At 63.1% G+C, this 17,471-nt stretch carries 10 protein-coding genes; 1 reads left to right on the forward strand and 9 read right to left on the reverse strand.

Annotated features, from left to right (window positions below; all coding sequences use genetic code 11):
• Positions 1 to 15: 15 nt before the first annotated feature.
• The 9 genes from QNO03_RS13740 to QNO03_RS13780 all read right to left on the reverse strand — a co-directional run bounded on the left by QNO03_RS13740 (position 16) and on the right by QNO03_RS13780 (position 14,686).
• Positions 16 to 798, reverse strand: a complete 783-nt coding sequence (locus tag QNO03_RS13740; protein ID WP_502874592.1) for a 4a-hydroxytetrahydrobiopterin dehydratase — start codon at positions 796 to 798, stop codon at positions 16 to 18.
• Between the two features lie 275 nt (positions 799 to 1,073).
• Entirely contained in the window at positions 1,074 to 2,513 is a 1,440-nt protein-coding gene (locus tag QNO03_RS13745; protein WP_289603722.1) for an HNH endonuclease signature motif containing protein, read from the reverse strand.
• Positions 2,514 to 2,885: 372 nt separating this feature from the next.
• The gene (locus QNO03_RS13750; protein ID WP_289603723.1) at positions 2,886 to 3,803 is read right to left on the reverse strand and encodes an oxygenase MpaB family protein; all 918 of its coding nucleotides are present in this window, start codon (positions 3,801 to 3,803) and stop codon (positions 2,886 to 2,888) included.
• A 60-nt stretch (positions 3,804 to 3,863) separates the two neighbouring features.
• Positions 3,864 to 4,061, reverse strand: coding sequence for a hypothetical protein (locus tag QNO03_RS13755; protein WP_229951334.1), 198 nt, complete (start codon positions 4,059 to 4,061; stop codon positions 3,864 to 3,866).
• A gap of 13 nt (positions 4,062 to 4,074) precedes the next feature.
• Positions 4,075 to 7,386 (reverse strand): ATP-binding protein, encoded by a 3,312-nt coding sequence (locus QNO03_RS13760; RefSeq protein WP_289603724.1) that lies wholly within the window; start codon positions 7,384 to 7,386, stop codon positions 4,075 to 4,077.
• Positions 7,383 to 8,144: a DUF4194 domain-containing protein gene (locus QNO03_RS13765; RefSeq protein ID WP_289603725.1), complete on the reverse strand. Its 762-nt coding sequence runs from the start codon at positions 8,142 to 8,144 to the stop codon at positions 7,383 to 7,385. Before QNO03_RS13765 ends, QNO03_RS13760 begins: the two co-directional genes overlap by 4 nt.
• Positions 8,141 to 9,598 (reverse strand): DUF3375 domain-containing protein, encoded by a 1,458-nt coding sequence (locus tag QNO03_RS13770; protein ID WP_289603726.1) that lies wholly within the window; start codon positions 9,596 to 9,598, stop codon positions 8,141 to 8,143. The genes QNO03_RS13765 and QNO03_RS13770 overlap by 4 nt, the downstream gene beginning before the upstream one ends.
• 112 nt (positions 9,599 to 9,710) lie before the next feature.
• Positions 9,711 to 13,313, reverse strand: a complete 3,603-nt coding sequence (locus QNO03_RS13775; protein ID WP_289603727.1) for a YobI family P-loop NTPase — start codon at positions 13,311 to 13,313, stop codon at positions 9,711 to 9,713.
• 407 nt (positions 13,314 to 13,720) lie between these two features.
• Positions 13,721 to 14,686, reverse strand: coding sequence for a pentapeptide repeat-containing protein (locus QNO03_RS13780; protein WP_289603728.1), 966 nt, complete (start codon positions 14,684 to 14,686; stop codon positions 13,721 to 13,723).
• A gap of 871 nt (positions 14,687 to 15,557) precedes the next feature.
• Here QNO03_RS13780 and poxB point away from each other — a divergent pair.
• Positions 15,558 to 17,276, forward strand: coding sequence for a ubiquinone-dependent pyruvate dehydrogenase (gene poxB, locus QNO03_RS13785; RefSeq protein WP_289603729.1), 1,719 nt, complete (start codon positions 15,558 to 15,560; stop codon positions 17,274 to 17,276).
• Positions 17,277 to 17,471 lie beyond the last annotated feature (195 nt).

The following is a 17,471-nucleotide window of genomic DNA, read 5'->3' on the forward strand; positions in this document are numbered from 1 at the left end:
CGCCTTGTTCCGGGTTCACGAAGGTTGGGATTCCGTCTTTGCCACTGGCGTCTCGGCAACACACAGGACGGCGGTGTTGCCGTCCTGGTCGGCGATCACTGTGAGTGACGGTGAACCGCTGTCGTCCACGACGGTTCCTCCTGCCGCAACCGCGGCGTTGATTCGGTGCTCGGCCACCTCGGGTGCAACGTAGACCTCAACGTGGAACCGCTGGCGCTGGGCTCCGTGCTCATCGGCGTCTCCGAACCAGAGGTTTGGTATCCGTCCTGTGGCGTCCCGGATTTCGTCGCTGGGTGACCCGTGGCCCTGAGCGTCTGCGTTGCCTGTCAGCAGGGCTGCCCACACCGGGGCGATGGTTGCGGAGTGCGCCGTGTCGAGGCCGAGTTCCAGGACGCTGACCGAGGCAGGGTCGGCGTCGATCTGGTGGTCGGCTGCGATCTTCGTGATCAGCCGCGCGAGGTCCACATCCTGTTGGGTGACCCATTCGACGACGTGTTCGGTGCCCTCGCCATCGCGGTAGATGGCGTCGGCGCTGACCAGTTTGAGGTCGACGTACCCCTTGCCCATCGACTGGCCCATCGACACGCTCGGGTGGTGTCCGAGCGCATCGCCCGCTTCACCTACCGCGGTAACGAACCGTGCGCCAGTACCAAAGTCGTCGACCAGGTAACGGGCATGCAACCCTTGGGCCAGCTTGCGCCAGTCTGTCAGACGAGCCTCGGTGATCGCCCTACCCGTCAGCATGGCCCTGTTCGGAGATTCAATCTGTGGTTCAGCTGCAGCGTTGGAACTCGTCATTGGTGAGTGCCTCCCGTAGGTGTGCGAACAGTAAATCCGACGTCGAAGGCATCTACAAGGGACATCAGCCACTGCAGTACTGGCAAATGGCCGCGACACCAGCCGGCCTGCAGCCGACAGACGACAGGCGACAGCCGACAGCCGGCGACCGGCGGCCAGCGGCCAGCGACCGGCGACCGGCGGCCAGCCCGCCGTGTCACCCTCGAGGCGCCCGCCGTGTCACCTCTGGGCGCCAACCGCGGTGAGCGGTTGCCCCGGCGAGGACCGGGGCCTGCCTAGAACGGTGGTGCCGACTCCTGCCTGGGTTCCGTCTGCTGATGTTCGATTGGTGGATCCGCGGATGGGTGCGGTGGATCCGGGGACGGGCGCGGTGGTTTCGGATGCCCCAGTTCCAGGAAGGGCTCCGTCCGGTAGACGCGTCCGGTGGGGGAGGTCCACTCGATCACACCAGGTGTGGGTTGGCAGGCCTTCCAGTAACCGAGGGTCTTGAAGCGGTGGTGCCGGCGGCACAGGTGCGCCAGATTCCCGTGGTCTGTGGGTCCACCCTTTGCCCAGTCGGTGGTGTGGTCAATCTCGGTAACCGCGGTACTGACTCGGCAGCCGGGGAACCGACAGGTCCCGTCGCGAGCCCGTAGCCAGCGGGCCAGTCCTGCGGGGACTTTTCTTCGCCGCCCGACGCCCAGGATTTCCCCTGTCCGCGGGTCCTGCGCCAGCCCGGTCCAGCTGGCGGCGTTTCGGGCCAGCCTGCGGGCGGCGTCGGCGCTGATGGGTCCGTAGCCGTGCAGTTCCGCGGGCTGGTCATCGGCGCCGCAAAGGGTTTCGGCGTTGATCAACACCATGATTTCCGCCCGCGGCACCATGCCGGCGTCGTCGCTGTCGGGTTTGCGCGTATCGGTCTTTGCACTGACCAGTGTCGGGTCGAGACCGCCCATCAACAGCTGTGCCAGGATGTCGGCCCGCAGCTGATCCGTGGTCCGGGAATCCCCGCCAGCATGCTCACCCCGTGCTGCGGTGCTCAGCGTGGTGTAGATCTGTTGGGCCTCTTCGGCACGCAGATACGCAGACAGGCAGGACATGCCGTCCTCTTCCCGGTCCAGAGTCACTTTGCGCTTGTCGAACGCGGTGACATGCCGTTTGGCCACCGTGTCCGGATACCGCTTCTCCCGCAGCCGGCGGGCCTTGCAGGCGAACTGGGCCCGGGTTTTGCCCTCTGCAGCCTTCAGCAGGTCCACCTCGAACTCCGGGAGCACCGCAGCGGGAACGTTCTCACACTGCTCCAGCACCACCTGCGCATGCTGGTACGACAAGCGCCCGTCTTCCAACCCGGCCAGGGTAGAGGCATGGGTGCTGCACAGGCTGCCCGCTTCGAACATCATCCGCTGGGCGGTAACCTGCGGAACGCTCAGGACCGCGGCGCATTCAGAAGACGCGAGACTGAACGCCATGCCGGGTTCGAGCTGTCCCGACGCGGCATGAAAGTCATCCCGGAAGATCTCCTTCATCCGGTGCATCAGACGGGCCTGCTGGGCCTGCGCCCAAGAGATCAAATGAGCCATCCGGGACAGGGCGTCGCCAACGGTTTGCTCATCGAAGGCTTCGAGGTTCTGCAGGGCCAGTGTGCCGGTGAAACCGTCCGGGTAATCGGAGACAGGTTCTGCAGGTGTGATCTCGGCGTCGTTGTCGGGAGCGGCAAGTTCCGCCCGGTAAACCGACACGGTGCAGGGCGGGAGTGGCCGCTCGGCACCACCAGCCTGCCCTTCCGGCTGCTGGTGTTCACTGCCTGGCTCTTCGGTTATCCGTTCGGTGTTCCCGAGCTGATCCATACCTCAGGATTTCATCCGGCACTGACATTTCGGGGCTAAAAACAGGCCGAAAACGGGGGCTCCTGGAAATCAGAAATACCTGTCTTTTGAGCGCAATTACTTGGTGCACAAACGACAAATCAGGGGCTCCGAAGGCGCCCTCCGGCCTGCTGGGGGCGATTGGAAATCGCAGCATGAGGGGCGGCCCTGTAGCGAGCGCGACGGCGGCCTGGTCGACGTCGGCCGTGCAGGCCTCCCCCCCCACCGGGCGGACGCTGCCGCCGGCTACCCCGCGGCGGAAAGCCGTGCAATGCGCTCGCGGGCGGAACGTTCGCTGGGTCCCTGCGGGCCGAGTCCCAGACGGATAACACCCAATACAAGTTTCACGGGAAACGTCATCGGTACCGGTACCGGACCCAGATGCGGTGCGCGCAGGCCGAGCAGTTCCCGGTGCCGCGGTTCCAGGCTGGCCACCGCCCCGGCAAACAGCACCCGGTACCCGAGCCGTTGGCTGGCCGGCAGCGGTGGACGCTTCAGGAAGGACAGTGCCTCTCGCACGTACTCGCTGCTGCGCAGCTGGGAATCATAGGCGGCCATCTGCTTCCGCAGCTCTGACTCAGAGCGCGGCGGATCCGGAATGCCCATCAGCTCCCCGGCCACCGCCCATTCCGCGACATAGGCATCCGGACCGCCCGGAATAGGCCCGCCGAACTGCTGATGCGAGGAAAGGAACGCGTCGGTGAACGCCAAATGGACCCAGCGGGCAATCTCGGGATCATTGGCTGAATAGGGCTGCACCTCGCCGTCGGCATCCAGATAGGTGCCGTGGACCTTTTGATGCAGCCGCATCACCCAGCCCGAACCGGCGCGCGCCGTCGTCGTATCCCCGTAGGTGACGGTGAAGATCCACCGGATGGTCCCCGCAAGCCGGCCCAGCGGATCCTCCTTATAGTCGGAGAAGTCATGCACCCCGGCCATCGCGCCGGGATGCAGTGCCTGGAGCAGCAGCGCGCGGATGCCGGCAATGATCGGCGTCATGGACCCGTGCACCGCCCAGACGGCGGAATCCGGACCGAAGTGACCGACGTCGGACCCGCGAGCCAGCTCCAGCTCCCACTGCGGAACCTCGGCGGCGTTGTTACTGAACGTGCCGATCAGCTGGCGCCGCCAGGATTCAATGAACTGCGGAGAATGAACGCTCACCTTCCCCAGTGTCGGCCTGTTCGGGCTTCCCCGCCAGCGCAGCAGAACACGGCCGGCAGGTTACTCCCCGGGCCGACGCCCGGAATCCGGACGACGGCGGATGTGCCGCGACCTGGTCACGGCACCAACGGCCGCCGCCCCGAACAAAAGCAGCGCCACCAGCCACAGGATGCCGGCGATGGTTTCGAACGGTCCGAACGTTCCCAGCAAAATACACACGACGCCTGCGGCCAGGGCCACGATCACTTGTTGTCTCATACCGGAACCTTTCCTAGCGCAGCAGGATATCCACGGACCGGGAGTTGCCCATGGCCCGTTCCATCACGCCGGAACGGTTGGTGACGTCGTCGCGCAGGATTTCCGTGACCGAGCCCAGGAAGCGGGAGAGGTCCACCTTGTCCTCCGGCGCCGCGAGCAGCAGCTGGAAGCCGAACTCGTGCAGCGCGTTGATGCTCGCCTCGGCAAAGGACAGCGACGACTTCACAAACGCCTCATCCATCATCACGGTGCCGTACGTGCTGAAGCCCTGGGACACAATGCCCAGCTGGTAGGCCAGCGCCGAGGCCATGATGAACGCGGTGAACCGCTGGCCCTCGCCGCCGGACATCAGCGACGCCTGCAGGTTGGTGAAGGTGTGCCCGCTGGCGAGGCGGTGGGTGCATGTGATGGTCACGTGCGAGCGGACATCCAGCACTTCGGCCCGCCAGCGCTTCTCGTCCGGATCCTTCAGCCGGTCCACCAGGGACTCCAGCGCAGCGTACCGGGCGTCCATGTCCGCCTTATCCTGCCGCGAACCCATCATCGGCAGCGCGTTCTTCAGTTCCGTGCGGAACTTGTGTGCGGCGTCCGGCACGGTGGTGGCGACGTCGATCTCCAGATGGCTGCCGGCGGAGTACTCCACCCGGCGGAGCACCGAGTTCAGCGGCAGCAGACGCGAGGAGATACTGCGGCGTTCCTCATCGAGCAGCTGCAGCAGGTCGCTGAAGCGTTCGTAGGTGCGGTTGTTGAAGTATTCGCGGAACTCGGCCTCGCGCTGCGGCAGGCCCTCGGAAATGATGTCCTCGAAGCGGTCCTCGTACGCGCCGGCGGATTCCACCGACGTGCCGAAGTCCGACCCCCACTTGTCGCTGAACGTCTCGAACGTGCGTTCCAGCTTCGCGCGGGTTTCCAGCAGGGTCTTTTCCAGCCGGCCCTGTTCGGTGATCAGGGAGCGTTCCACCTCGCCGGCGGCCTCCTTCAGGCGGGCCGGGTCGGTCAGCTCCCCGAACGGTTCGAACAGCTCGGCCAGTGCGGAGCGCAGGCCCTCGGACAGGGCTTCGGGTGCCTTGGCGGAGAGTGCGGTGCGGCGTTCGACGGCGGCGGCCAGGTCGGTGTCGAGCCGAGCGGCGTCGCCCTTGAGCACACCGACCTTTTCCGTGGCTGCGGTGAGGTCCAGTTCGGCGGTGTCGAGTTCGAAGCGGATCTGCTCCAGGTCGGCGTTGGCGTCCCGGGCGGATTCCAGCCGGTCATTGGCGGCGGCGACGGCGGCCCGTGCGGCGTCGGCGGAGAGTTCCTCCCAGGTCCGCCGGTCGGCGGCGATGGTGCGGACGGCGGAGAGGCGGCGGACGAGTTCGTCCTGTTCCTGGGCGTGCTGCCGGGAGAGGGTGTCCGCTTCCTCGAACACGTTGCGCAGGGCCAGCAGTTCGTTGCCGAGGGCCGCGACGGTGTCCTTGTTGTCAAAGCCCAGGACGTTGTCCGAGGCCTTGGTGTGCCGGTCGTCCTTTTCGGTGGTGCTGCGGTTGCGCTTGACCGCGCCGCCGAGGCTGACGCCCTTGGCGACGTCGGCCAGCCCGGCCGGGTCCTCGACGCACACGAAGTCGTAGTGCGCGGTGATCTTCCGGGCCACCCAGCGGCCCATCTCCGAGTCTTGGGTGATGAGCTTGGTGATCAGGTCATCGGGACCGGGTTCGGTGGGTCCATCCACCGGCACGGAGACGTCGATGCAGCGGACGTAGCCGTGCATGTCATTCTCGCTGAGGTAGCGGGTCACGGCGGTCATGTGTTCGCCGGGCACCAGCAGGGCGGTGGCGAGGGAACGCAGGGTGCGCTCGGCGGCCGGACGCCACTGTGCGTGCTCGTTGGGCAGGTCGATCAGTTCGCCGGCGAAGGGCATGTCCGCTTCGTCGATGCCGGTGGCGGCGCAGATCCGGGTCCGCTGGTCCAGGGAGTCCTGGCGGATGTTGGATTTGCGGCGCCGGAAGGAGCCGATCTCGTTTTCCAGCTTCGCGATCTGGCCCTTGAGGGACCAGGCCTCGCCGTGGGCGTTGCTGCTGCGCTCGCGGGCGGCATCCAACTCGGTGCCGAGGGATTTCACCAGGTCCGTGGCGCGGCTGCGGGCGGTGACCAGCCCGGCGGGGGAGAAGTCGACGTCGATCCCGGCGGCGGCAAGCTCGTCCTTGGCGGCGTTCTCCACGGTTTCCCGGGAGCGCAGCTGCGCGGCGGCGGCGGCGAGTTCCCGTTCGAGGGTGGCGATGGCTCCACCGCCCTCTTCGGTGTAGCGGGTGCTGAGCGCATCGCGCTGGTCCTTCAGCGTGGCCCGGCGGGTTTCGGCGGCGGAGAGCGCGGAGCGGGCTTCCGCGGCGGCGGCTTCCAGTTTCTCGGCGGTGCGCTGCGCACCTTCCAGGGCCAGGCGCTGGCGGTAGGCGGGCAGGCCTTCCTTAGCTAGGGCGCGGTTGTGTGCCAGAGCGTCGGCCGCTGCGCGGTAGCGGGTGTGCAGTTCGGGCACGTTCTGCAGGTGGTCGCGCTGCTGCCGGGCGCGTTCGAGCTGGCGGCGGATGCTGCGCAGGTGGCTGAAGTCCTCCACGGCCTCTTCGGCGGCGGTGAGGGTGCGCGGGGTGTCCAGCACGTTGTTGCGGAAGAAGTCGTTGACCGTTCCGCCCAGGCCCTTGCCGGTCTGCAGGATGCGCAGCAGGTTGAAGGCCTTCTCGTCCTCCACACCCAGGGCATGCCGGTAACGTTCGGCGAACATCTTGTGCGAATCGAACACGGACGCACCGGGCAGCAGGGATTCGAGGCTGCCCTTGGTGAAGCGGCCGCGCATGCCGGCCTGCAGGGCCTCGATGTCCAGCGGCAGGTTGTGCACCAGGTAGTAGCGGCCCAGGTTGTGCTCGGTGCCGGTGGCGGGCAGGTCCATGACCACGGAGAGGCTGGTGATCTGCCCCAGCCCATTGTCGAACGTCAGGCAGACGGCGGACCAGGTGGCGCCGGGACGCTGGTAGGCGGTGCCCGCGCCGTCGTCGGTCCCCTGCGTGCCGAGGCGTCCGCGCATGTAGGAGAACGCGTTGCGTTTTTCCTCGGCGTTGGTGCCGGCGTTGTTCTGCGCGGCCTCGTTCATCCGCGGGCGGGCGTCCATCACCTGGAGCATGGCGTCGAAGATGGTGGATTTGCCGACGCCGGAGTCGCCGGTGAGTAGGGTGCCGGCGCGGTCCACGGTGATGGTGTGCGCGCCGTCGAAGGTGCCCCAGTTCACGATCTGCACGGAGGCGAGCCGGTTCTGGCCGGGGTTGATCAGGTCCCCCATGGGGAGGGTGTTTTCGATGCTCATGCCGGCTCCTCGCCGTCGTTCGTGGCGGGTTCAGTGTCGGTGCCGGCCAGGTCCAGGGCGGGCGCGGCGTCGTCGTCCCCGCCGCCGAGGGTCTGCATAAAGGTGATGATGTCGCCGATCTGGCTGTAGGGCAGGGCCAGCGGCAGGGCGTTGGAGATGACCCAGACGTTGTCCAGTTCGGTGGGGAGCAGCAGCCGGCGTTCCTGCACGAGCTTGCGGATGGCGGCGTCGGCGGTGTCCTCGATGGACTTGGCGTCGCGCTGGCCCGGATCCACGTAGCCCTCGAGCACCTCGACGATGTCCTGCCGGGCGATGGTCGCGTCGTTCCCGGTGCCGGTGTGGCGGTCCAGGATGAGGCGCATGCGCAGCAGCAGCAGGGTTTCCTCGCGGGTCATTTCGCGCTGGCGCTGCAGGGCGGAGGTGTGCGGTTCGGCCATTTCCACCGGGCGCAGCAGGGCGACCTTGCGGTCCTCGTCAATGACCAGGGTGAGGAACAGTTCGCTCAGCCGCACGCGCAGCTGTTCCTGGTTGTCCACCACGGTCTCGTACACGTTGTCCGAGGAGTTGGCGTCCAGGTACGGGCCGCGCAGCAGCCGGATGAGGGCCTGGCGCAGTTTCAGCGGCAGGGCGCCGGTGTCGCCGGGGAACAGTTCCGGGCCGTCGACGAGGAGGTCGCGGGGGGTTTCCTGCTGGTCCTGGTCGTCTTCCAGCTCCGGATCGAAGTCCTCCGGGGCTGCTGTTGCGGTGGTCTCGCTCATTTTTCGGTTGCTTTCGCGACGGCGACGGCGGGCAGCAGCGCGGTGCGCTCGCTGCCGTCGATCTGGGTAAAGGTGACGGATTCAAGGTGTTGCTTGGCAGCAGAGTCGGCGGCTGAGCCGCCGGCGAGCAGGGCCCGGATGCTGTTCAGGTGCCGGTGTTCGGGCGGCAGCTGCTCGAACACCTGGGCCACGGTGGCACTGGCGTGGTCCGCCGTCGCGCGGGAGACGGCGTCGGCCAGTACCCTCCGGTCGGCGCGCGGGGTGCGTACCGAGCGGTGGATGTCCGCCTCGGTGAACTGCGGCGGTGCGGGCAGGGTGCGCGGGGCGGCGTGGTCTTCGGGGTTGTAGACCCGGACCATGCTGAGGGATTCGAAGCCCGAGCCGTGCAGCTGCGGTGCGGGGACGACGGCGGCGCGGCGGCGTCCGCGCGGAGCCTTGTGGATGGCGGTTTCGGCGGCGCGGATGAGCTGGCGCAGCTGGACGGATTCGCGGTACTCGTCGCTCTGCACATAGGTGTGCATGGATTCAGAGAGCCGGCCGTAGATCCGGTGGATTTCGGTGGCCTGGTCGCGCATGTCGCTGATCAGCCGGTAGAGGCTCTGCCGGTCTTCGGGGCTCATGTCGTCGGCGAAGTCCCGTTCCAGGACCTCCGCGATGGCGGCACGGAAGCGGGCCTGCTGGTCGGCGTCGTTCAGGAAGGCGGTGAAGCCCTCATAGGTGCGGCCTTCAGCGGTGCTGCGCAGCTTCTTGTCCGCTTCGAGGATTTCGCCCATGGTCAGGCCCTTGGCGGCGTTGGATTCCACCATTTCCTGGCGGAGGTCATGGAGCATCTTTTCCAGACCGTCACGCATGCGTTTGAAGTCGGCGGGCAGGGCGGCGGCCAGGTCGAGGATGTCGCGGGCGGCTTCGACGGCGGTGTCGTCCGGCAGGGGTGGGGGAGCCTCGCCGGATTCCAGGGCGCGGATCATTTCCTCGCGGCGGGCGACCTCTTCTTTAAGGACGGCGATGCGGGCGGCCGGGTCCGGGTTGGATTCCTGGGCCAGGTTTTCCACCCGGTCCAGCAGGGTGGCCAGGCGGGAGGAGTTCAGGGAGGTTTTGTCGCTGGTGTAGGCGTCCAGGTAGGAGAGGAAGCGGGCGGAGGATTCGGTGAGCTCGTAGACGAACTTCCCGTCCGCGCGGGGCCGGGCGAGGAAGCGGCGGGCCACCCAGTCATCGGCGTAGTTCCGTCCGGTCCAGTCCTCACGCAGCTGCACTCCGTCCATCCGGAGGCGGGCTAGGAAGGAGTCCGTCATGGCATGGAAATCGTCCAGCGGAAGGCGCGGCCGGGTGCGGGTAAAGGCCTCCCGGAAGAGCGCCGGGACCCAGGCGTTGGCGTTGGTCAGTTTCCAGCCGGGGGCCGCCTGGAGCCGCTGCAGTTCGGCCCAGCGGGCAACGGCGTTCTCGATGAAGGACATTCTGCGCTTTCCGGCCGTGCGGTGAGGAGAGACGGGCCTCCTCGATTTTAGCCGGGTGGGAGGGCGGGAGCTGTATTGGGGTATCGGGGGACTGAAAGCCCTGGGACGCGGTCTAGGAGAGGCGTGACGAATCTCGGGGTCTGCGCAGACTAACGCGCCGAACTGAACCCTCAAGAGGGAATTTGGAAACGATCTCGGCTGCCTTTAACCTCTCAAGTACGGACTTCGCCGCGGGAGAATCCAGGACCTCATGCACGCCGTATCCTCGGTCCGCGATCTTCGCCCATGGGGCGCCGAGCGCACGAAGAATGGCGCGCAATTCTGTCAGGGTGACGTCTCCATCCGCCACTGCCAGAAGATCGATGACGACCGTAACTCCCACCCCACCCTTTCTCATCATGTCGATCCAGGCTGCGTCAATAGTGAACGCTCCCTCAACGGCTCGCTTTGCGGCTGCCTCAAGCGCGGCCCGAGGAACGTCTGTGTAGGAATGCAGCGCCCCAGCAATCGCCGCATGGGCTGGCCCGAGTTCTTCGCTTCTAAATAGGGAAACCAGGTATTGCGGCTGGAGGGTGTCGGGCGAGGCAAAATTGAGAAAGTTCTGCGACATGCGGATCGTGTGAAGCTGTGTTTCCCAATCGAGCATCAGTCGAGACGCGAATGCGTCCTTGTCGTCCGCAACCAGCCCGGCAGCAATCAAATCACCTATGAGACGCCCGGGCATAGGTCGAATGCCGTTCACATCAAACTCACCAACGTCGAGCGATTCTGTGAGTTTCACCCTTTGTTCCGCCGAAAGGACGTTTGTTGGGGCGTTAAGTATGCCCAGAGCGAGCGAGGACCGGGCCGCTTGATCCTGAGAATCTGCAGAACCGATTTCTGTGACAGCCCCCAGCGACACCGCGATGTCTGAATCGATGTGCTCAAAAGTGCTGCTGTACGCCGCGACATTCTTGAACGTCATCGGAGCACGTTGGGTCCGGACGAGGGCAGGCCAAGCTGCAGAAGGAACGTCGGCCAAAGACTCGACACGGCACTCGGGGCTCGAACCAACGATGACTCCTTCGAAATCTTCACGGTTCCAAGTCGCCGATGCGTTTAGGACTTCGGCGAACAAGCTTGGCAAATTAATGGTGAAGGGAGTGCCTGGGGAGTCGTTGTACGCCCCTAAATAGGCATCAATCGAAGCCGTGGCGTAGAGAAAAGCTTCCTCGTGCAGTCCGTGCAGTGTATCCAGGGAGATGTCGCGCGAGTCGACGACCTCTTCGAGGTTTTCGGCCGTCAGGGCGTATGCACGACTCCCTCTAAAAGCGGTCAAAATTTCGTCTGTGAGATCAGAAACATCCGCTAGGACTGCCCCCGTCCAAGAAATGAAAGCAACCGCGGCGCCCGCTGCTTGAGCATTCTCCGAAGGCACAAATGACAGAAGAGGCCGGTACTCACGCTCGATCAGCTGACGTAGTGCGTCGGACTTTTCGTATTGGACTCGAGATGAACGGTGCATGATAGCTACGGCGACGAGCCGTATCCGTTCCTCAGCTTCCAGCTCGCTGGCGTTAGCGAGATAACTGAACACACCCGGCATAACTGGTGTGAGCTGCTCGACGAGTTGCGCCTTGGCGCTCCCCGTGCCCAGATAATTATTTATAAAATCTGGATTATACGAGGAGTCAAGCAGGTTTCGGATAACAATAGTCGCGTCATTTGGGCGAGTCTCGAGCAGGTGATTCAGAACCCCGATGTTGAACATGCTCGGTTCAACTAACACAGACGTGCCCTGATCGCGGAGTATTGCCTCGACATCGTCAGGTTCGAGGCTGTAATCAGGATCTGGTCTGCCCTGGTCCACGCATCGTAGGACATAGACCATGGCGTCAGGGCGAATTAGCTGCCCGTAAAATGACGAAACATGCAGTGAGAAGTGCGAGTTTATGTAGCCATTCACGACGAGATCCACTGCGAGACGTGACGGCAGCAAATATTCGACCCATTCGCGAAAGCTTCGGTCCACGCCGTCGGACTTACCCATATATTTGAACTTCGTCGCTTCAGCAAGCTCCTTCCACGTGTGTCGTTGCAGGAATGTAAGGTCCATACTGTTTATGTCCAATTTACTTTGATCTGACAGCACTTCGTTTTCTACAAAATGGTGCCCATCAATGGGAATACCCACAAGGGCTTCTATGGTGCTTTTAGATAACTGCATGTGTTGTTTACTGCCATAGCCGCCCGTGTTCGATAGCACTATGGCCGTCAGGCTCTTCTGCTCTTGAATAAAGGTCTGCCAAAATTCGACCGACTGCATTTGCGCGGTGTCTACTTTGCCGCCATCCATATAGAGTGTTGGACCCGCGAATCCGGAGCCCGGGGCTACTGCTAAGGCGTTTATCCTCTTACGGAGTTCAGCGGCCAGATTTTCTGCATACATTGATGCACCGTGGCGGTCCGCGATGTACGCGCGTCGCTGCTGTGAATCAGTTCGGATCCTTTCCAAGTTCTGATTCACCAGGGCCCTCCAGAGTTCCCATAGGACATCGAGAGAACTCTCGGCGTGCCGAATTCGCTCAAAGTCGCCAAGGTGTGTGTTCTTGAATAAGATCATTGCAAATAAACGTTCAGCGTCGAGGCCGGGGACTGGCCTATCAACGTCGAGCAAGCGGAACTTGAAAACCTCGTATTCATTAACAATGTTATGAATAAGCCGCATGTCAGCGACGTGGCGAGCGGCTAAATCGATCAAGTCCTTGGAAATCTCATGGCCCCGCTCCGTTAGCAGAGAATGCATTAGATCCCGCGCATTCTTATGGGTAATGAAGGGTACTACTGGGATGACCAGTTCGAAGAACTTCGTCCTATTGGCGCGAACTAGCTCACCACGGGCTTCATCGCCAATATTCCCTGTGTTATCCCGTCCGAGTTTCTCAAAGACGCTATCCCGGAGCGCGTAAATAAATCTGATGTTTTGATTTTGAAGCTGTCGCGCTGCGTTGAGTAGGCCATTGAGGGAACGGAGCGCCTCAAAAATTTTTGGATCGTCAAATCTGTCGAGATCCTCAATAATCACGATGTTGCGTGCGGGGTTCATTTCAAAAAAGTATATGATTTCGTCAAGATACTCATCAAAATAGCTAGTGGAGCGTGGGGGGAGCGTAATTGTTGCGGGCCCAGCCGTAACACTTTCTAGACGGAGGCGGCCACGGATCAGAGCCCGAACCACTAGCAGTGCACTGCCGGCAGCTAGGGCTAGCGTCAGATAAAGTGCGGTTACTGCGACGAATCGTGGACGTTCAACTAACGTAAGTCCTAAGGAAGGACCGAATGCCATATCGAGGCCTGCAATAAATGCAAGCACGGCTGCTATTAAGCCTGCACCGGCGGCTAATCCGATCTCAATTCCCCATCGAAACCGAACAATCCTCCGGAATCGAGATGCTGGGGCATCGGTGGGGCGCTGCTGATAGAGAAGTTGTTTAACGATCTCCTTTTGGATGCGGTTGGTCGTAGTCGTGGCCGCGGGGTTGCTCTCTTGTGAATCCGTGGTGGCGTCTGGCTCTGTCCCGAGCGTGAGGAGCGATACCTCTATGACCCGGCTGTTATACTCCTCGCCTACTTTTTTCAGAATGCTGCTCTTGCCTGTGCCATATGTGCCAGCTAGAGCTATATTTCGGATCTCGGGCTGCTTGTTGATGGCCCGCTTGAGGATATTGAAGTACACGCCATGGTCTTTTTCCGAATAGCGGGGGCCCAGGCTCGCCAGTCTTGGTGCAGCGGTATCGTCCTGCAGTCGATTTCTCGGTTGTCGCCGCACACATTCCCAATCTCCAACAGCGCGCAGGGCCCAAGTGGGATGTTGAAGCGACGCGCTGTTTCGCTCCTATAGGGCATCTTACGAGTTACATGACACCATTTCATGTAGGCATCGCACGGAGGGCGTAAGCCGGCCAGATATTGGACCTGCATGGGAGCTGTGGCTAGCGCACGGTGACTAGCCGCTACCGTTTGAGTTAAGTGAGCAGACCGATCACTGCCGACAGGCGGCCGTTATGGAGAAGTACTCCTGAGGGAGTGGCAAGCCCTCGGTACATCCGTGCCGTTACCGAGGAGACGTAACTCCGTGTGGGCCTACGCCTCCTGTTTTTCTTCAGACGATTTGGCAAGCGTCTCCCAGGCCGAGGGATTCACGATCTCAACGCCTCGAGCCCGAGCCTGCCATTTGTTCAGTGGCTTTTGAAGTGATTGAAGCTGCTCAACAGTTAGCTTCGCGTCACGGATATTTGCTCCTCTGAGATCAACACCCTGCAGGTCTGCTCCCGCAAAATCCGCGTTTCTAAGGTTGGCAAACCGGAAGTTGGCTTCAATCAGTTCGGTGTAATGAAATATGGAGCCTTGCAGTAAAGCCCTGCTGAAATCTGCCCGGAAGGCAATGGCTTTGAAAAAGTTAGCCTTGCGACAGTCGCTTCCACGGAAGCTGGTTTCCGCTAGAAAAACTTTTGTGAAATGTCTCTTTGCGAGGTACGCGCCTCCAAGGTCCGCCCCCTCGATGTTCAGGTCCTGAATCAAGTAGCTCTCTAGCTCGTCACGCTCATCCGGTCTACGAAGGCGCATAAGCGCTATCCCTAGGGCCTTCTTCACTTCTTCTGTTAGCCGGTGGTTAGGAGGAGGACCTGAGGTACTGCTGGTAACACTGATGCCGAAGGAAGGAAGCGGGTCTGGGCGGAACAAGTTTGTCCGGAGGATCGAGACAATTGTCTTCCGGTCGCGCTCGGAATCGTGCCCGATCCGCTCCAGCGCGTAAATTCCACCTATCCGAACATTTTCGTTGTCGCTCGCAAGCTGGTCCAGTGAACTGGTGAACCTGGCCGTGACATTGGCATCCTCGGCATTTTTTAGTTCCCTGAGCTTTGCTGATTGGCCGTGCCCAGCTATCACCGCCCCTACAATCGCAGCGAGCAGGGCTGTCAGCGGGATGGCAAGCCTTCCCAGAGCCTCCCAAGGTAGATCTTGCCCATTCTCAAAGGGGTTCCATGTGCCCAGATACCAACTAGCTAAAAGATAACTGAGTATTCCGACGACTATGGCGCTAGCCATTATTGCCAGAATGCAATCACGTATGAGGTGGGGATTCCCTGTGCTTCGTTGAGGCATCTTTGTCGAACTTCCTGGGATTCAGATATGTAGGTCTTAATGCAGAGTAGCGGCTCACTGGCCGCCAATACGCCAATCCGTCGCCTTGCCCGGACGAGACGCCCCTGAGCTTTACAGCTGCAGGCCTTCGATTGCTCAGGGGTTAGAGGGCATCCCATGGAGTATTTGAGCGATTGGGCGAAGGGAAGTTGGTTGCACGATGGACAATCCATCGGCAGGCGCTTCAGCGGATGCGCGTGAACATTTTAAAGACTCGTGACGGGATCCGCATGCGCTTGGGTTCTAGGGGGGCTGGCTTACGGGCTGGGAACCGCTCAGGCGAAGAACGCTGTCCGGGCGCAGCACCAGGCGCTTGCGGGGCAAAAACACACTCTTGGGCCTGATCGGAGGTCATGTAGGCAGACGTGATCGCGAAAATGACCAAAGGCGTAGACGACACAACTGAGGAATGGGTTCACAAGTGCGAGCTAGGCGACGACAGCCGTTGGAAATGTTCCCTCCAGGCTGTCGCTCTTGCTCCTGCAGGAGCTGCACGGTCTCCTCGATCATCAAAACTCATTGCTGCTCTCGATGTAGTCACCTGCGGAATCGGGAGGGCCGGTTTTGCGTTGCTTTCCCGGATGAGCGGAAACTGCCGGCACTCCGGAGAATTAGTCGTTGCTCTTTCCCTAGTCATCGGACTCGCAGGATCCTGGTCCGGTGCTTTCCTGAAACGCCGGCGTGATCCCAACAACACTCCCACCCCACCTCTGGCACAGCCCGATCCGGCCGCCTAGACTGGCGGCCATCCGAGCGCGCCGAACAGAGGAGCAGCATGCCCACGATCGCCGAGACCGTTGTCCACAACCTCGCCGCCAATGGGATCCAGCGGATCTGGGGAGTACCCGGCGACTCCCTGAACGCGGTGACCGAGGCGATCCGCCGGGAGAAGGGCATCGAGTGGATGCTCACCCGGCACGAGGAGGAGGCTGCGTTCGCGGCCGCCGGGGAGGCGGCGCTGACCGGCGAGCTCGCGGTGTGCGCGGGCAGCTGCGGCCCCGGAAACATGCACCTCATCAACGGGCTCTACGACGCACACCGCAGCCGAGTTCCCGTGCTCGCAATCGCCTCGCACATCCCGAGCGACGAGATCGGCAGCCAGTACTTCCAGGAGACCCGGCCCACCGAACTGTTCCGCGACTGCACGGTCTTCTGCGAGATGGTGCTGAGCCCTGAGCAGATGCCGCGGCTGCTGGAGATCGCCATGCGGACGGCCATCGAGAAGCGGGGCGTCGCCGTGCTCGTGATGGCCGGCGACACCGCGCTGGAAGACGCCGTGGACGAGCGCGTCTTCACGGTCCGCCGCACCGACCCGGTCACCGTGCCCTCCCCGGCGGAGCTGCAGGAGGCAGCCACCACGCTGAACTCCTGCGGGAAGGTCACGATCCTCGCGGGCGCCGGCGTCGAGGGGGCACGCGAGGAGGTCCTCGCCCTCGCCGACGCGCTGGGCGCGCCGATCGTGCATGCCCTCCGCGGCAAGGAGGTCATCGAGCACGACAACCCGTTCGACGTCGGCATGACCGGGCTCCTCGGCTTCGCGTCGGGATACCGGGCGATGGAGGACTGCGACGCGCTGCTGATGCTCGGCACCGACTTCCCGTACCAGCAGTTCTATCCGAAGAAGGCGAAGATCCTGCAGATCGACATCCGCGGCGAGCAGCTCGGCCGCCGCGTGCCGCTCACCCAGGGCATGGTCGGCGGCGTGCGGGAGACGTCGGCGGCGCTGCTGCCGCTGCTCGAGCGCAAGTCGAACCGCACCCACCTCGAGAAGTCGCTTGACCACTACCGCCGTACCCGCGCGCAGCTCGACGACCTCGAGAAGCAGGGCCCGGGCACCATCCATCCGCAGCACCTCGCCCACCTCATCGACAAGCTCGCGGCCGACGACGCGGTCTTCCTGCCCGACGTCGGCACTCCCGTCATCTGGGCGTCACGTCACCTGCGGATCGGCCCGCGACGGCGCCTGATCGGCTCCTTCTGGCACGGCACCATGGCGGCGGCGACCCCGCTCGGTATGGGCGCCCAGGCGGTGGATCGGAACCGGCAGGTGGTGGTCCTCGCCGGTGACGGCGGCCTCGCGATGATGCTCGGTGAGCTGCTCACGGTGGTGCAGCATCGGCTTCCGATCAAGATCGTGGTGTTCGACAACGCGGCGCTCAGTTTTGTCGAGGTGGAGATGAAGGCGGCGGGCATCGTCAACTTCGGCACCGGGCTCGAGAACCCGGACTTCGGTGCGGTTGCGCAGGCGGTGGGGATGCACGGCGAGAGCGTCACGCGCCCGGAGGACCTTGAGGGCGCCCTGCGCCGTGCGTTCGCGTACGACGGCCCCGCGCTCGTCTCGGTCGCGGTGGAGCGGCAGGAGCTGTCCATGCCGCCGAAGATCGACGCGAAGCAGGCCACGGGCTTTGCGGTCTACGCGATGCGCACGGTGCTTGCCGGGAACGGCCGTGAGCTCATCGATCTGGCCCGAGCCAACGCGCGGCAGCTGCTCTGAGCCTGAGCCTGAGCCTGAGCCGGGGGAATGGCTATCGGCGGCCAGGCTCAGCAGGCACGAAATGATTTCACCGAGCGCCCTATAAATTGTCATAGCGGCCTGTCCGGAAGCGTTTGAGCGGTGGGTCAGGCTGGGCCGATTGTTATTTTCAGGGGGACATAAATGAAGCGTCCGCACCCGGTTGCCGGAATGTTC

Origin of the sequence: Arthrobacter sp. zg-Y877, from assembly GCF_030373105.1 — a bacterium.
Lineage (GTDB): Bacteria > Actinomycetota > Actinomycetes > Actinomycetales > Micrococcaceae > Arthrobacter_B.